The following is a 16,715-nucleotide window of genomic DNA, read 5'->3' on the forward strand; positions in this document are numbered from 1 at the left end:
TGATCGGTAGCTGGTTTGAGACATGCTTAAGTCCCTTTTAATGCGTACTGTGCTGGCTGGCGAATAATGCTCCAAGTTGATACTAGGGTGATGCCCACGACTAGGCATGCTATTAAAGCGACAGGGATCAACCAACTCCATACGTTCATCATGTGCATGAAGGGCGTGGACGCTGCACTAAAGTAACCGATCAGCAATGCGCAGGAGGCCGCAGCGGCTGCGAATAAAAATGGTTGCATGTTTTCTGTCAGTACCAGTTTGAAAATTGTCACAGGGGTTGCGCCAATTGACATTCTAATACCTAGTTCATAGCGCCTTAAGGCAATGGTATAGCTAAATACACCGTAAATACCAATACCTGCTAATATCACCGCAACCACTGAAAGTACAGCAGTAAAAATACTGGCAACGCGCTGTGATTTAAGGTGCGAGGATAGAATTTGCTCTGTGGTTTGTAAGTCATAAACGCGAATTTGCGAATGTACTTGTGCTAGTAATTCATTGATACTGTGTCTAGATAGCTGCACGTTGGGTTTAGTTTCGACGACAACAATTGGGTATCCAGTGATCACACGAGGGCGATAGGTTCTTGAAATTGGCGGTTGGTTTGGCAAATTCAAATTCTCTACGATACCCACAACCGTGATGGGATCACTGGCGTTGCGTTCATACAGCTTTGCACCAATCGGAGCTTGTCCAGAAGCTTTGATCATTTCAGCCATAAATGCATTGATGATCACAACGGGTGCTCTGTCTCTGGCCTCCGCATCGGTAAAGTGACGCCCTTGCGTTAAGCTTAAGCCGAATGTTTCAAAATAAGCGCGTGTCCCCCAAACTCGTTTATGTGTTACGACGGGCTTATCCATGCCGGGCTGTAACTGCGAGTGATATGTAGAGAACTGCTCCAACCAATAGGAGATAGGTGGATAGCTACCGACACCGGCACGCACGATGTCACTGTGTTGGTTCAGCCGCTCTGTTGCTTCAAGCACCAGTGTGGCGCGCTGCTCTGGAGACATTTCAGTGAGTAATGTGCCAACGTTTAAAGCAATCTGTGCGGTATTGTCAGTGTTGATATGCGTGGGCGCAGTGAGCTGTGCCCAGCTTTGTTTGAAAATGCTCACACATAACACGAGCAGAGAGATACAAAAAAATACCTGCATTGAAACCAGTACTTGGCGCGTGTATTTAGACACTTGTACGCCAGAGCCCTTACCACTGCTTTGCAATGCACCGATGATGACATTGTAATTGAGCTGCCTGCTGACCACCCAAGCGAGTGCAAAATTAAGCATAAGTGTTAAGACAATCGAAAATAGCACTGTGTTCAGATTCAAGCTCAGTTCATCTAAACGTGCAAGTGGGCCTGCATACCCAGCTTTTAATAAGCCCAAAATAAGACTCACAATACCGGTAGCAACGATAAGTGCGATGGCAAATAGCAAAGATAATTCAAGCAGGACTTGTTTGAACAAGTGGTGAGGCTGTGCACCTAATGCGGCTTGAATTGCAAAAGCACGTTGTTGCTCAACAGCGCGAGATAAAACGAGGTTGCCGATGTTACTGAGGGCAATAAGTAACAGTACCACACTGCCTGCGAGCATCATGACACTGGTATTGCCTGCATCGCCAATAATACGTGATTTGTAAGTGGTAAAGCGCCATTTAACTTCAGTATTTGCCACAGTGGGATCATCTGCGACCGCCGCAGGGTATCGTGTCATCACCCAGTTATTGAGTGCTAGCTGGGTACGGCTGATATTCGCACCTTTGGCCAATTTACCAACCAAGTGAACCTGATTTGAAGAAAATGTCCAAAGCGGATCTGGGGTATCGCGATAGTCGTAAGGGAACCACACATCAGTACGCCACGTGGGGGTTGCTAATACAGGCTCAGCGAAGTGTTCAGCCGTGACGCCAACGATGATAAAGCTGATACCTTTGAAAGTCACAGAGCGGTAAAGTACTTCACTGCTCCCACCAAAGTGTGTCTGCCAGACATCGTATGAGATAATGGCAACAGGTTGATTGCTGTCGAGTCCTTCCTCTTTTGTAAAGTGGCGTCCTAATGCCAGTGGCGCATCAATGATCTGCATATATTCAGGCGTGATGGCGCCCGTATTGAAGGTTGGACTGCTTGGTAAGCTTTGCTCAACATCAATACTGATATTGTGTAGCGCAAAAGTCTCGATCCCTGGGTGCTTATCTTTATAGGCTTCAACCGCGCCTAAAAAGGGCAGGTAGTTTTCACGTTTTACTTCACCGTCAGCTAGCAGTTGGCCTTGGACTAAGAATAGCCTATCCTGATCCGGATAAGGTAGTGGCGCTGCGATGATTTGGTAGTTCAGATTGTACATCGCTACCATCACACCTAGCGTGACACCCAAGGTCATGATGATGGTCAATGCATAGCTTTTTACTCTTGCTAAACTTTTGATTGCGATTAATAAATTGTGTTTCAACATAATGGCACCTACTTACTGTGCAAGAGGTATTTCAAACGCATGCTTGGGATCGCCATGCTCTTCACTGTCGATGATTTTGCCATCGAGTAAATGGAGTTGCCGAGTCGCCATATCGGCATAGCGGGGATCGTGCGTCACCATGCATAAGGTGGTGCCTTCGGCATTGAGCTGCTGCAACATAGCCATCACTGCATCGCCGTTGATTGAATCTAGGTTACCTGTTGGCTCATCAACCAGCAGCATGCTTGGTTGTCCAACCAGTGCTCGGGCGATGGCAATACGCTGTTGTTGACCACCAGAAAGTTGGTTGGGTTTGTGGCTAGCTCGGTGGCTCATATCAACTTTAGCCAGACAAGCTTCCACCGCTTGCTTGATCTGTTCTTCTGCCATGGGCTCTTTGCGATATCTAAGCGGTAGCGCGACATTGTCATAGACCGTCAGTTCATCAATCAGGTTAAACGACTGAAATATGAAACCGACTTTCTCATTACGAATATATGCTGACTGCGCCAACGTCAATTGGCTCACTTCTTCTCCTTCAATTTGGTACTGACCAGAGCTGGGCATGTCCAACAGCCCTAAGATGGAGAGTAAGGTTGATTTACCACAGCCAGATGGGCCACAGATGGAGACAAAGTCTCCGCGATAAATGGTGAGATCGATGCCTCTTAATGCATGGGTTTCCATTTCTTCGGTGCTGAATACCTTGGTTACACCTGACATTGTTAATACGCTTTCTTTCATGTTTAAATCCTTTCTTTTAATTCTTGTTAGTGGGTTCAAAGTAACGTGATGGTCTTATGCTCACTGTGCTGTGTCATATCGGAGAGAATGACACGTTGGTTTTCTTGCGCACCTTGTAGAATTTGCAAGTGTCGACCTGCGTCTTCGCCAAATTGTATTGTGGTTGCAACAGCTTGCTCCCCGTCGATGATGTAAAGCTCAGTTGCGCTATGGGCTTGTTTATTTGCTGGTCGCTCGACATATAGAGCATTGCTTAATTGATTTGTGAGGATCTCTGCTTCTACGCTTAGTTCTGGTCTAGCCGACTCAGGTACTCCCTCGGTAAAAGACAGTTCCACTTCGATAGTGCCATCTTGCACTTGTGGCGTGATCCGAGTAACGGCAGCAGGAACGCGTTCACGGCGAGTATCAATCGTTGCGGATTGTCCAACTTTGATTTGCTCCGCTTTTGATTGCGGCACGCGGATCAGCGCTTGTAAGTCTGAGTTGCTCCCCACTTGCGCTAATTCTTGGCCTGCCGAGACGCTTTGACCAAGCTCAACCGCGAGGCGTTGTATGGTACCGCTGATCCCCGCAGTGACTTCGAGTTGTTGAGCGCGCTGCTCTAGCCTTGCCAAATTTGAGCGCGCTTGGTTTACCTGCTGTTGAGAGATTTCGATGTCTTCTTGGTGTAATTGCGCCAGTTGCGTAATACGTTGGCGCTGTAGTTCAGTACGTGCGCCGAGCTGCTGTTCTTCGAGCTCTGCAGTTTTTACATCAATGGCTGGGATAACACCTTGGTCACGAAGCACTTGCTGTGCTTGGCGACGCAGTACCAGTGACTGATAATCGCTTTCTAATTGCGCTTGCGTGGCTTTTTCAGACAAACGTTCTCGCTGGTTGGCAAGCCTTTGACGACGCAAATTAGCTTCTTGTTCTTCAAGTGCCATGTGTGCTGTTTCAATTGACTGTTTTAGGTCGGGATCTTGCATTCTTAAAATCACAGAGTCCGGCGTCACAACTGCACCTGGGCGCAGCAGTATTTCACTGACCGTCGCGCTGCTCTGTGCAGTTAACAGTTTTTGTTGATTGGAGCGTAGGACGCCATATCCATCCACTTGGATAGCTAGATCACCTCGCTGAACCGTTGCGACAATCAAGCTATTCTGTTGCAAGCTGGTGGAACTCGATGATGAGGTGAAATGAAATACACCGCCTAGCACAGAGGCACAGACGACCATAGCCATGATTTTTCTCTTAAGTGAATGTTTTGGTGAGACTGTTTTTGATTTTGCGACGTCCATATTTATCTTTATATTTATTGATGATGTACAGGGTTGAGCAAGCCATGTGCCAAAAGTTAACTTATTGTTTTTAAATTGTTTTTCTTTTTATTGGGGCTGACTTAATAAAGCAAGGTCCGAAACCGGACTTTGCTTTATTAAATTCGGACACTTAGTGAGTGGGTTGCGCTAATGTGATAACGGCACTGGCACCCCGTTGACCATCCGCGCGATTAACTAATTGCAATTGGCCATTCATTTGCTCTGTTAGGTGTTGGCATAACATTAAGCCAATACCTTCACCACGCTCTTTGGTCGAATAAAAAGGCACAAACAGATTATCGGGGTTACTGAGTCCATGACCGTTGTCTGTTAAGCAAATTGTCGCAGTGTGATTTTTCAATTTCAGTGATAACGTGAGTTGCGGTGTATCCGAGCAGGCTTCTAACGCATTTTTAGTTAAGTTGATAAGTATTTGCTTGAGTAACGTCACATCGCAGTGGAACGTGAGATGTTGGCCTTCTAATTGCCAATTTGCCTGAGGAAATAAAGCGCTTAGTTCCAAACAAAGCAGTGAAAAAGGCTGAACGGAGGCTTTTACCGTAACGCTTTGCTGCAATTGTGCATAGCGTTTTACGAATTCTGCGAGGTGCTCACAGCGTTCTACAATGACATCAAAAGCGGCGCTATCTCGCTCACTACTTGCCCTGTGTCTGAGTCTCTCTAACATGGTACTAACAGGGGTGAGAGAGTTACGGATCTCATGACTAATCACCCGTATCAAACGCTGCCATGCTTTGAGCTCTTGCTCTCTCAGCGCTATTTGGATATCCGTCATTACCAACAAGTGATAGGTATGGCCGTTGTGGTTAAAGTTACTGTGACGTACTTGCCAGCGTTGTTGGCGCTTATCATCTTTGAAATGCCAATCAGGTTGGTTGCCTAAGCCGAGTCGTGCAGCGCTGGTAAAGCGTAAGGTTTGCCAAGGTTGTTTGAATAACAACGTACATGCGTGGTTACCAAAGCTCAGTTGCAAGCGTTCATCAAACACCAATATCGGCGTGTTCAATTGCTTAACAAGCCGAAGCAGTAAAATTGACTCTTTATCTTCATTGTTTTTAGTAGTCAGTAAGTCATTACTAAGGAGGGTTAATTGGTGATGAAAGTTACCAACAATACCTGTGGTAAAACGCGCTTTTGCTTGCTGACTAAAGTCTTGTTGTCGGCAAGACTCAAGCTGATTTGTACTGCGTAAATACGATGATTTTACCTGCGTGATGACACGGTGGAATATCCAAATAGTTGCCCCTAGCCAAGTGATTAAACTACTGATTGTCACTGTATTGAAGATGGGGTGTGGTTGAGAAAAACCATACTGCCAGCAAAGTGTGAGCAGGCTTATTTGCACCACAATCAGCAGTAGGCACTGCCTTTTCCAAAAGCCCTCTAAGCTATTATTCTTCCAATGCATATTTTTCTAACCGTCGATACAGTGCTTGCTTGGTTATCCCTAGCTGCTGTGCCGCTTTGTTTTTATTGCCATTAAATTTACTCAGCGCTTGCACAATTAAATGTTTTTCGGCTTGTTCTAATGTCATCTCTGGGAGCGAGTCAGGGGCATTGTTGGTTTGTGTATTTGGCAAATGCAGGTCGGTGGCAAGAATGACACCAGCTTGGCAAAGTAACACCGCTCTTTCTATTAAATGGCTCAGCTCGCGCGTATTACCGGGCCAGCTGTATTGCATCAATGCTTGCCTCGCGCAAGGGCCAATCGTGACATGTTGCTTGTTATACTTACTTCCATGCTTGGTCAAAAAGTGCTCGGCGAGTGGCACAATATCATCAATACGTTCGCGCAATGCGGGAATCCTAAACGTGAATGTATTGAGGCGGTAATATAAGTCTTGTCGGAATTCGCCTTGGGTAATGAGTTGCTCAAATTCAGCATTGGTTGCGCTGATGAGCCGTACATCACTGGTGACGGTTTTGCTAGAACCCACTCTTTCAAATTCGCCAGTTTCAAGTACGCGCAGTAGCTTAGCTTGCTGTGCAAGTGGCAGTGTGCCTATTTCATCTAAAAATAAGGTGCCTTTGTCTGCTAATGCAAAGCGGCCGACGCGTTCAGATTTGGCATCCGTAAATGCCCCTTTAACATGGCCGAACAGTTCGCTTTCGAATAACTGTTCAGGAATGGCGGCCATATTGAGTGAAATAAATGGTTGTGTGTTTCGTAAAGACTGGGTGTGGACCCAAGTGGCAATGTGGCTTTTCCCCGCGCCGTTTTCACCCGTTATCAGGATATTGGCGTCCGTTTGGGCCACAGCGCTGAGCTGAGCCATTAATTGCTGCATTGCCGCGCTTTGCCAAATAGGGTCTGCTTCATTTGGCGTAAGCGCTTGGCTGAGGGCTGAGTTACTTTTTTGCAGTCCTGATATTTTCAGTTGTTGCTGAATCACTTGCTCAAGGCGTTGGTTCTGCCAAGGTTTTTCAATAAAGTCGACAGCGCCCAGCTGCATTGCTTGCACCACTAAATCCGTGTTCGACCAGGCAGTCATGGCGATCACCGGGATGTCGATGGCGTCTCGTTTGAGTCCGCGCAGAAAGCGTAGCCCTTCTTCCCCTGAGGTAGAGTCGAGATCAAAGTTCATGTCGAGCATGATCAAAGCAGGGAGGGTACGGGAAAGAAATTCATTTGCTTGCACGGGGTTTTCGACTTCTTCGACTTGATAGCCGAAATCTTCCAGTACAAATCGCGCCGCGAGCCTTACCTCACGGTTATCTTCCACAATCAAAATCAAAGACTGTGACTTCATATATCGTTCCTTTGTTTTTCTTTTTGCCCATTTTACGAAGGGCTTATGACGCAGTTTAGTACTTTGAACAGGAACAAACAACAGGCAAAAAATCAGCAGGTTTAAGCAGTAAATTGCAGTAAAAAAGAAAAAATCCTCTGGATAAACTTTCATCTGTCACATTATTAGGGGATAATACGCGACCTTTAATAGTGGAACGGTATCTTAGGCGCGCAAAATTGCGTGGATCGACTAGGATCACTGAAGGCCAACTTCTCTGAGTAACAGTAATGAGCATTGAAAAGTTAAGAAATATTGCGATTATCGCACACGTTGACCATGGTAAAACTACCCTAGTCGATAAGCTGCTAGAACAATCTGGCACATTAGAGACACGCGGTGGCAACGAAGAGCGTGTAATGGATTCAAATGATATTGAAAAAGAGCGTGGTATCACAATCTTGGCGAAGAACACCGCCATTGAGTGGAACGACTACCACATCAATATCGTAGACACCCCGGGACACGCCGACTTTGGTGGTGAAGTAGAACGTGTACTATCAATGGTTGACTCTGTACTTCTACTGGTTGATGCACAAGAAGGCCCGATGCCACAAACGCGTTTCGTAACGCAAAAAGCTTTCGCACTAGGTCTTAAGCCTATTGTTGTAATCAACAAGATTGATAAACCAGGTGCGCGCCCTGATTGGGTAATGGACCAGGTATTCGATCTATTCGACAACTTAGGTGCAACGGACGAACAACTTGATTTCCAAGTTATCTACGCATCAGCAATCAACGGTTGGGCAACGCTAGACTTAGATGAGCCGTCAGACAACATGCAACCTATGTTCGAAGCGATTGTTGAGCAAGTAGAACAGCCAGACGCTGATCCAGCTGGCGACTTCCAAATGCAGATCTCTCAGCTAGATTACAACTCTTACATCGGTGTAATCGGTGTTGGTCGTATCAAGCGCGGTACTGTTAAAGTAAACCAGCAGGTAACAATTGTTGGCGCGGATGGTAAAACACGTAACGGTAAAGTTGGCCAAGTATTGACTTATTTAGGTCTTGACCGTCACGAAGCGCAAGAAGCGCAAGCGGGCGACATCATTGCGATCACAGGTCTTGGTGAGCTGAAAATTTCAGATACGGTATGTGATGTAAACGCAGTTGAAGCACTACCTGCACTGTCTGTTGATGAGCCGACAGTAACAATGACATTCTCTGTAAACACATCTCCATTCTCAGGCCAAGAAGGCAAGTTCGTGACATCACGTAACATCCTTGAGCGTCTTCAAGCTGAGCTTGTACACAACGTAGCACTTCGTGTTGAAGAAACGGATAACCCAGATAGCTTCCGCGTATCAGGTCGTGGTGAACTTCACCTAGGTATCCTAATCGAAAACATGCGTCGTGAAGGTTACGAGCTTGCAGTATCTCGTCCTGAAGTAATCCTACGCGAAGTAGACGGACAGTTAGAAGAGCCGTATGAAACCGTAACGGTTGACGTTGAAGAAGAGCACCAAGGTTCTATCATGGAGCAACTTGGCCTTCGTAAAGCAGAAATGACTGACATGGCACCAGATGGTAAAGGTCGTATCCGTATGGACTTCATGATGCCTTCTCGTGGTCTTATCGGTTTCCAAACTGACTTTATGACATTGACGTCTGGTTCTGGTCTAATGTACCACACGTTTGATCATTACGGCCCACACAAAGGCGGTAACATTGGTCAACGTAAGAACGGTGTACTTATCGCAAACGCGGCAGGTAAAGCACTGACTAACGCACTATTCAACCTTCAAGACCGTGGTAAGCTATTCATCGGTCACGGTGTTGAAGTATACGAAGGTATGATCATCGGTATTCACGCACGTGATAACGACTTAACCGTTAACGCGCTGAAAGGTAAGCAGCTAACGAACGTTCGTGCATCAGGTACTGATGAAGCGCAAAACCTTGTCCCACCAATCGTCATGACACTTGAGCAAGCACTTGAGTTCATCGATGATGATGAGCTGGTAGAAGTAACACCTGAAAGCATCCGTATTCGTAAGAAGCTATTGACTGAAAGTGAGCGTAAGCGCGCAAGCCGTCAAGCGAAAGGCTAATTGCTGATACAACAAAAACGCCGCGTTTATCGCGGCGTTTTTGTTTGTCTAGAATAACCCATACTCTTCTGTTTCGATCGGTTCGTAATCATGCAGATGCTCCGGCCTAAAGATAGCACTGGGATCTAACACTAGGCTGTGGTTGTCACCTTGTTTGATGAGACCTTTCATCATTTTTTTCGTTTGAGGGTCAATATCGAATCCGACATTGGTCATTTCATGTAGTGGTTTGATATCCGATTCATCGCAGTGAATGTTGTCCTCTACGCGATCCACCAGTAGTCCAATGTGGGGTTGCTGTCCGTCTTCCGTGGTAAACACAATGATAGGCTTGTGATCTAAAATAATTTGGTCTCGAGCAGACTCAAATAGCCTAATAAGTTTTGTAAAGGTGGTTAGTTTTTCTTTCTCTAAGGTCGCTAACGCCTGATCTTTTTTTCCCTTGTTACACAAGTTAAGCACTTCATCAGCGATACTATGTAGCCTATCGTGCGGCCCCTCAAAGCGGCTTAAAATGGCTTTTAAATCTTCATTGTCGGTTTTAAAGTTGTAAAACCATTTACCAAATTCAGTTTGTTTGGGATCCCTAGATTTTGTGAAAGGCACATCATTGTGCACACTGAGTTCGAGCTCAGCAAGCCACGCTTTGTGGTCTTGCTCGCGTAATTGAAGCAATTCTACCAAGGATTGATTTGTTTCATAGGAAGATTGATTATTTAGAATGAGCCCTAGATCAAAGATAGGGGTCGGTGTGCCCATGTAATCTTTGACGCCGAGAAAACTGGGGTTTTCATTAGGCAAAGAAGTTAAATTCCCTTCATACCGCTCTGTGAGCAAAATATCTAAAATCTTGAGTGATATTGTTTTTTTTCCTACTCTAAAGTTGATCAGATCCATGCTAGCCTCAAACATTATTTGCTTGTACTAAGCATAGATCAATATTTCAAATAAGACCTATAGACTGGATGATCCCCATGACTTTTTTGCTGGTTGAACAGCTGCTGAATGGCAGAGTTCGCTCGGCGCTCTTTTTCGATAGCAGGTACAATACAGGTTGAAAATGCCGCCATCGTGCAATGTTTAAATGCCGCAACAAATATGTAAGCATTCACAAACCCTTCAAATGTTTGATAACTGATGGGACTTTTTTTGTCATGAGAAAGTTTACGGTAGAGCATGCATACTTCACCCTGACAAGATTTTGGCTCTGGGAGGACTTCGGTGACCATCACTTGCGCAGGTGCAATGATGTGCGCGAATAAGGCGGTAGATGAAACAAAAGACACACTGGTATATGTGCCTCTAAATCCAGCTCGGTGTGCTTGATTAATGAATGCGGCGAGGGGCTCATAGGTGCCGATCATGGCAATCGCTGTTGTGTCCGTTAACAAAATCTGTGTCAATGCTCTTGCGACATCATTGGTGTTGCGACGAAAGCGCGCAATGACAACGGGCTCAATGTTTTTATCAAGCAGTGCTTGCCTGTGGCTTTGTTCTAACGTTAAACCAAACTCATCTGCTTGAATCAATAGGGCGATCTTTTTGTGTCCCAATTCATCAACGAGGTATCTCACTTGTTCTTTGGCTTCCTCTAAGTAACTGGCTCGTAGAGTGAAGGTTGGAAATTGAGGCTCGTGATATAAAAAATTAGCACCAGTGTATGGCATCAGAAATGGCAATTGGTGGCGCTTGAGAATGTCTTTTATCGCGTGGCTTGTGGGGGTTCCCATATTTCCAATAAGGGCATGGATCTTATGATGTTGTAATAAGTAATGGGTATTATCAACGGTGCGGTGAGGTTCATAGCCATCGTCGAGTACTAACAGGTCTAATTTTCGTTTTTCATCGAGTACATGTTCATTAGCATAGTCAAAGTAGAGTTGATGACCGGTCTTGAGTTGCATGCCAATGTGGCTTGCAGGCCCGCTCAAGGCGACACTCATACCGAGTTTTACGCGGTCGGGCTGGTGTGCATAAGTAACTGAGTGTAATAAAAACAAGCCACTAATTAGGGCGCTGTGTATGAGTGATTTCAGCATAAACTTCCGATAACAGCTGTTGATAAACTTGCTGTAATTGTTTCTTTGATTCTACTTTTAGCTCTGTGGCTAATTCTTTCGGCTGATGGCGCTGTAATAATAGTAGAATCAAACGCATTTGGGAAATGTTTGCTAATGTCGAAAGTAAGTCGGGTTGTGCTTTGATTACGTCGTGAAGCAGTGGCGCAATGTGCTGTTGTGTCGCAGGTTTACTCACGAGATAAGCGAGTTGAGTCAATGTCGACTGTTCGAGCTGACAGCGAGGTAAAGTGCAGCAAAGCGCACGAACGAGTTGCCAAGGTAAATCTCGGTATAAGGCAGGTAAATCAAAAAATAATTGAGATTTGAACTGTGCACGTAAAGCTGTTGTGTCGAGCGCGGAGGCTTTATGGATCACCAATATCGCGTATTCACCACTCGATTTGTCCTGTCTATATCCCAATTTGACGGCGTCAAAGCCAAGCTTTTGCCAAAATTGGAGCAAGTGGGCTTGGGCGCCAAAGCTACTACCAAAGTAGCTTACTTGAGTGCGCAATTGCGTCATGGTGAAGCCAACCAGTGCTTGACCGATCCCTTGTTGCTGCATTGCTGGTGAGATAGCTATGCGGACGATACGCGCACTTCGGTGAATGGCAAACTGAGTGTCACCTTGTAATTGGACCAGTTGCTGCGCCATCATATGACCTGCTGGTCGGCGTGTACCTTGGGCTATTTGTGTGGCTAAGCTCTCATCTAGACCACCTTCAATGTTTACCAAGCATACGCCGACAATGCTTAAATTTTGTTTTGCAACAAATAATCGGTTACTTGGACTATCAAGCAATTGTCTCAGGTCATTCACGGAGGTTTGATAGTGGGCAATGACTAATAAGGCAAAGATTTGTCTTAGTAACTCTTCGTCATTGAGTAAATCGACTCGTTCGATGCATTCGAAGTAGATTGACTCAGGCGTTGACGGTGTGGGTGTTGCATACTCACTATCCAATACAAACAACTGGCGCATTTGCGCTTCTAATGGGTCGTTACTGGCATAGCGGATAGGTTCATCCAAATGCACTGACAAGTAGTTAGGGTAGTGTGTTTTTAAGTGGTTTTGAAAGCGCAAGGTATAGCCGCGGCCATTGCCTTCGTAACCCACCAACGTACTGGCGAAGACGACTTTGTCGCAGTATGCTAATAATTTTGTCAAAATGGGCACAGGGATCGCAGCCGCTTCATCAATGAGCAAGATATCTACATCAGGATGTGTTGCTAAGATGACATCTGGTGGCAGATAAGAAAGGTTGTGTAGATGATTCTGCTGTACACTGGGTTCTGCCATGTCAAGTGCGAGCGCTAAGTGCTTAAAACTATTTTGTACAGCGCGTCGTTGCTGTGCACAAATCACGATTTTTTGGTGTGCATGTTGTGCAGAAATAAGTCCAAGCGCTGCAGATTTACCTCTACCACGGTCTGCACTTAGCAACACGGGTGAGGGGATTTTGGCGGCGAGATGTTGCGAAATACGTGATACTACGTCGAATTGTGGCGCTAAGTTAAGTGGATGCCCAGGGACACTGTACTGTGCAGGTAAGTTGTGCTCACCCTGCTCACTGATGATCCAGTAATTGTGCTGCGTCATTAACTTGGCAAAGCGCGATAAGAATAGACTTGAATCGGTGCACTCCCCCTCAGATAGCCATTTACTCAGTGCAGGGTCGCACCAGGTATCGAGTGTTGTGCGCTCCGGCATCAATAAAACGAATAAGCCACCGGCTTTGACTGTACCAGCAGCCGCCGCGAGCATATTGGGGACAATGCCGCTGTAGCCGTCATAGCATACAAATTGAAATTCTTGGCCAAGGATCTGATGCAGATGTTGAGGCCAGATTGCATGCTCAAAGTGCACATTATCGCTCAATACGAGGTCAGCATGATTGTCCGTCATTGCTTGATATTGTGTTTTAGTCCAATGTCGACTGCCACACAATATCAAAAGCTGACGATGTCTCGCGTGTGCTAATTCGCGCAGTAATGAAGAGACATTAAATGGCTTGGAGTCTAGCATACGCTGTGACTAACCACTTAGTACCAACATCATCGAAGTTCACCTGGATACGTGACTGCGCACCACTGCCCTCATAATTGAGTACTGTGCCTGCGCCAAACTTCGCATGTAATACACGCTGTCCCAAATTGAATCCGCTGTCTTCAAAGGCAGCATGACTCACTGAGGCACTAAAGCGATTGGTGCTTGTCGGCCTTGAAACTTGCGTTTTAATACGGATTTCTTCTGTACATTCTTCAGGTAGTTCACGTAAGAAGCGTGAAGGACTGTGATACTTTTCTTGTCCGTACAATCTGCGGCTTTCGGCATGGCTGATATAGAGCTTTTGCATTGCTCGGGTCATACCGACATAGCAAAGGCGACGTTCTTCTTCTAATCGACCGGATTCTTCATGGCTTTGTTGTGATGGGAACATGCCTTCTTCAACGCCTACCATAAATACCAGCGGGAATTCGAGGCCTTTTGCAGAGTGCAGGGTCATCATTTGCACTGCATCCTCATGTTCATCGGCTTGACCTTCACCCGATTCCAGTGACGTGTATGCCAAAAAGCCCTGCAATGGCGAGGTAAACTCTTCCTCTACAGGCAGTTCAAATTGACCACATGCGTTGATTAATTCTTCTAAGTTTTCCACTCGAGCACGGCCTTTTTCACCCTTTTCTGCTTGGTACATGGCCAATAGTCCAGAGTGCTCGATGGTTGTTTTGGCCTGCTCTGCCAGCGCCAACTCGACAAGTTTTTCATCAAGCTGCTCGATCAATTCAATAAAGCGGGTGACAGCCGTTGCCGCACGCCCTGCCAAGTGTTGTTGCTCAATCACGGCTTTGGCTGCATACCATAGCGGTAATGACTCATTGCGAGCACAATCGCGTATGTGGCTCAGCGTCTTGTCGCCAATGCCACGTGCGGGGGTATTGATCACCCGCTCAAATGCGGCGTCATCGTTACGATTACTGATCAAACGAAGGTAAGAGAGCGCATCTTTGATTTCTTGACGCTCGAAGAAGCGCATACCGCCATAAATACGATACTTGAGTCCTTCTTGAAGTAAGGCCTCTTCTAGAACACGAGATTGAGCATTGTTACGGTACAAAATGGCGCAATCAGTCAGTGCATTACCATCTTGCAACCAGGATTTGATTTTACCGACAGTAAAGCGTGCTTCGTCCAATTCATTGAAGGCGGCATAAATCGAAATAGGTTCCCCTTGATTACCTTCAGTCCAGAGGCTTTTGCCCATACGCTCAGCGTTATTTTGGATCAACGCGTTCGAAGCTTTCAAAATGGTTGCGGTGGAGCGGTAGTTTTGCTCTAGACGAATCGTGTCAGCATCAAAGTCTTGCAAGAAGCGTTTTATATTTTCAATTTTTGCGCCACGCCAGCCATAAATACTTTGGTCATCGTCGCCAACAATCATGATGTTATTTTCGCCACCTGCTAGCAATCGTAGCCACTGATATTGGATGCTGTTGGTATCTTGGAATTCGTCAACCAGCATGTGTCTAAAACGTTGTTGGTAGTGACGTAATAACGTTGGCTGCTGTTGTAATAATTCATAGCAACGGAGCAATATTTCTGCGAAATCGACAAGGCCAGCTCGATCGCACGCTTCTTGATATGCCGTATAGACATTCAGCATCAGCTGTTCGGTGGCATCGTAAGCTTGGATATCTTTTGGGCGTAACCCTTCGTCTTTGCGTGCGCTGATATACCAGCTAAGTTGTTTTGCTGGCCATTTCTTTTCGTCAATGTTCATGGCCTTGAGGAGGCGCCTGATCATACGTTGTTGATCATCAGAGTCTAGGATCTGAAAAGACTCTGGTAGCTTTGCTTCTCTATGATGTGCGCGCAAAATACGATGAGATAAGCCGTGGAAGGTACCTATCCACATGCCACCCACCGGGCTCTGAAGAGTTTCCTCTACGCGTGTGCGCATTTCTTTTGCGGCTTTGTTAGTAAAGGTTACTGCAAAAATACTATACGGGGACGCATGCTCGACCTGCATTAACCAAGCAATACGGTGCACCAACACCCTTGTTTTACCGGAACCTGCACCCGCGAGAATGAGCATGTTACTAAGCGGTGCGGCAACCGCTTCTCTTTGCTTGTCATTCAAGCCGTCAAGTAATTCAGATACGTCCATCTTTGCGCCTATTTCGAGAAGTGAGGGCAAAGTATACCTAGCGTCGCATTTAAAGCCCAGTTTTCACAAGGTATTTCAAGACATGAAAATATAAACAGCTGAAATTTAGTGATATTTAATTTCTTTTTACTGTCTTTTTATACAGCTTATGCCTCTAAGATCTGTTTTAATCGATTTTGCATTTCTTGTACTAATAAATCGGGTTGAAACTTAGATAAAAACGCATTGCACCCAACTTTTTCAACCATGGCTTGATTGAAGCTCCCGCTTAATGAAGTATTGAGAATGACGTACAGGTCTTTGAGTCGCTCATCATTACGAATTTCATAGGTTAATCGATAGCCATCCATCACTGGCATTTCCGCATCGGTGATCACCGCCATTAATTCTTTATTTACGTCGATGCCTTCATCTGCCCAATGTTTTAGCAAGTTCAGTGCCTCTTGCCCATCCGTGGCTGGGATAATTTCAATACCTAACTGAGCGAGCGTATCTGAAACCTGACGACGTGCTGTCGGGGAATCGTCAGCATGGAGTATCTTTCGGCCTTTAAATTGGGTGAGTATCGCTTTATCGAGAATGCCCTCGGGGATTTCTACATCATAGTCGACAATCTCGGCCAATACTTTCTCAACATCGATGATTTCGACAATATGTTCAGTGCCATCACGTTGGATCTTCGTTAAGGCAGTCAAATAGTGGTTGCGCCCTACAGACTTGGGGGTTGGCATAATATCCGACCAAGTGGTGTTGACGATATGATCGACTTTGCCGACCAAAAATGCTTGAACTGTCCGGTTGTACTCTGTGATGACTAAATTACTATCACTATCGTACTCCGTGTCGGGCATGCAAATCGCTTGCCTCAGATCTATTACAGGAATAGATTCACCACGTATGTTGGTCACGCCTGCAATTTTGGGGTGTGCATTTGGCATTTTATTAAGATGCGGCAGTTTAACGACTTCTTTGACTTTGAATACGTTGAGCGCAAATAGATGTCGACTGTGTAAATGAAACAGCAACAATTCTAATCGATTTTCCCCCACCAACTGTGTGCGTTGGTCGACCGAAGCTAATACGCCCGCCATATTTTCACCTCATACTCT

General features: G+C 45.7%; 11 protein-coding genes. 1 reads left to right on the forward strand and 10 read right to left on the reverse strand.

Annotated elements, in window-relative coordinates:
• Positions 1-26: 26 nt before the first annotated feature.
• The 5 genes from L1286_RS15140 to L1286_RS15160 form a co-directional block, all read right to left on the reverse strand.
• Positions 27-2,465 carry an ABC transporter permease gene (locus tag L1286_RS15140; protein ID WP_235407902.1) on the reverse strand — a complete coding sequence of 813 codons (2,439 nt, stop codon included), beginning with the start codon at positions 2,463-2,465 and terminating at the stop codon, positions 27-29.
• A 12-nt stretch (positions 2,466-2,477) separates the two neighbouring features.
• A complete protein-coding gene (locus L1286_RS15145; protein WP_235407903.1) occupies positions 2,478-3,209 on the reverse strand; it encodes an ABC transporter ATP-binding protein in 732 nt (243 codons plus the stop codon).
• Positions 3,210-3,244: 35 nt separating this feature from the next.
• The gene (locus L1286_RS15150) at positions 3,245-4,435 is read right to left on the reverse strand and encodes an HlyD family secretion protein (protein WP_235407904.1); all 1,191 of its coding nucleotides are present in this window, start codon (positions 4,433-4,435) and stop codon (positions 3,245-3,247) included.
• A 208-nt stretch (positions 4,436-4,643) separates the two neighbouring features.
• A complete protein-coding gene (locus L1286_RS15155) occupies positions 4,644-5,942 on the reverse strand; it encodes a sensor histidine kinase (protein WP_235407905.1) in 1,299 nt (432 codons plus the stop codon).
• Positions 5,926-7,284, reverse strand: a complete 1,359-nt coding sequence (locus L1286_RS15160; protein ID WP_235407906.1) for a sigma-54-dependent transcriptional regulator — start codon at positions 7,282-7,284, stop codon at positions 5,926-5,928. The genes L1286_RS15155 and L1286_RS15160 overlap by 17 nt, the downstream gene beginning before the upstream one ends.
• A gap of 269 nt (positions 7,285-7,553) precedes the next feature.
• Between L1286_RS15160 and typA the strand changes: the two genes are divergently transcribed.
• Positions 7,554-9,377: a translational GTPase TypA gene (gene typA, locus L1286_RS15165; RefSeq protein WP_235407907.1), complete on the forward strand. Its 1,824-nt coding sequence runs from the start codon at positions 7,554-7,556 to the stop codon at positions 9,375-9,377.
• Between the two features lie 48 nt (positions 9,378-9,425).
• Here typA and L1286_RS15170 read toward each other — a convergent pair whose 3' ends face one another.
• The 5 genes from L1286_RS15170 to L1286_RS15190 all read right to left on the reverse strand — a co-directional run bounded on the left by L1286_RS15170 (position 9,426) and on the right by L1286_RS15190 (position 16,697).
• Entirely contained in the window at positions 9,426-10,274 is an 849-nt protein-coding gene (locus tag L1286_RS15170) for a chemotaxis protein CheW (protein ID WP_235407908.1), read from the reverse strand.
• 38 nt (positions 10,275-10,312) lie between these two features.
• On the reverse strand, positions 10,313-11,416 hold the full coding sequence (locus tag L1286_RS15175) for an ABC transporter substrate-binding protein (protein ID WP_235407909.1): 1,104 nt from the start codon (positions 11,414-11,416) through the stop codon (positions 10,313-10,315).
• On the reverse strand, positions 11,382-13,463 hold the full coding sequence (locus L1286_RS15180) for a GNAT family N-acetyltransferase (protein WP_235407910.1): 2,082 nt from the start codon (positions 13,461-13,463) through the stop codon (positions 11,382-11,384). Before L1286_RS15180 ends, L1286_RS15175 begins: the two co-directional genes overlap by 35 nt.
• Positions 13,441-15,606 (reverse strand): DNA helicase II, encoded by a 2,166-nt coding sequence (gene uvrD / locus L1286_RS15185; RefSeq protein WP_235407911.1) that lies wholly within the window; start codon positions 15,604-15,606, stop codon positions 13,441-13,443. Before uvrD ends, L1286_RS15180 begins: the two co-directional genes overlap by 23 nt.
• A 146-nt stretch (positions 15,607-15,752) precedes the next feature.
• Entirely contained in the window at positions 15,753-16,697 is a 945-nt protein-coding gene (locus tag L1286_RS15190; RefSeq protein WP_235407912.1) for a chemotaxis protein CheV, read from the reverse strand.
• Positions 16,698-16,715 lie beyond the last annotated feature (18 nt).

Origin of the sequence: Pseudoalteromonas sp. SMS1 (assembly GCF_021530565.1) — a bacterium.
In the GTDB taxonomy this organism is placed as follows: domain Bacteria; phylum Pseudomonadota; class Gammaproteobacteria; order Enterobacterales; family Alteromonadaceae; genus Pseudoalteromonas.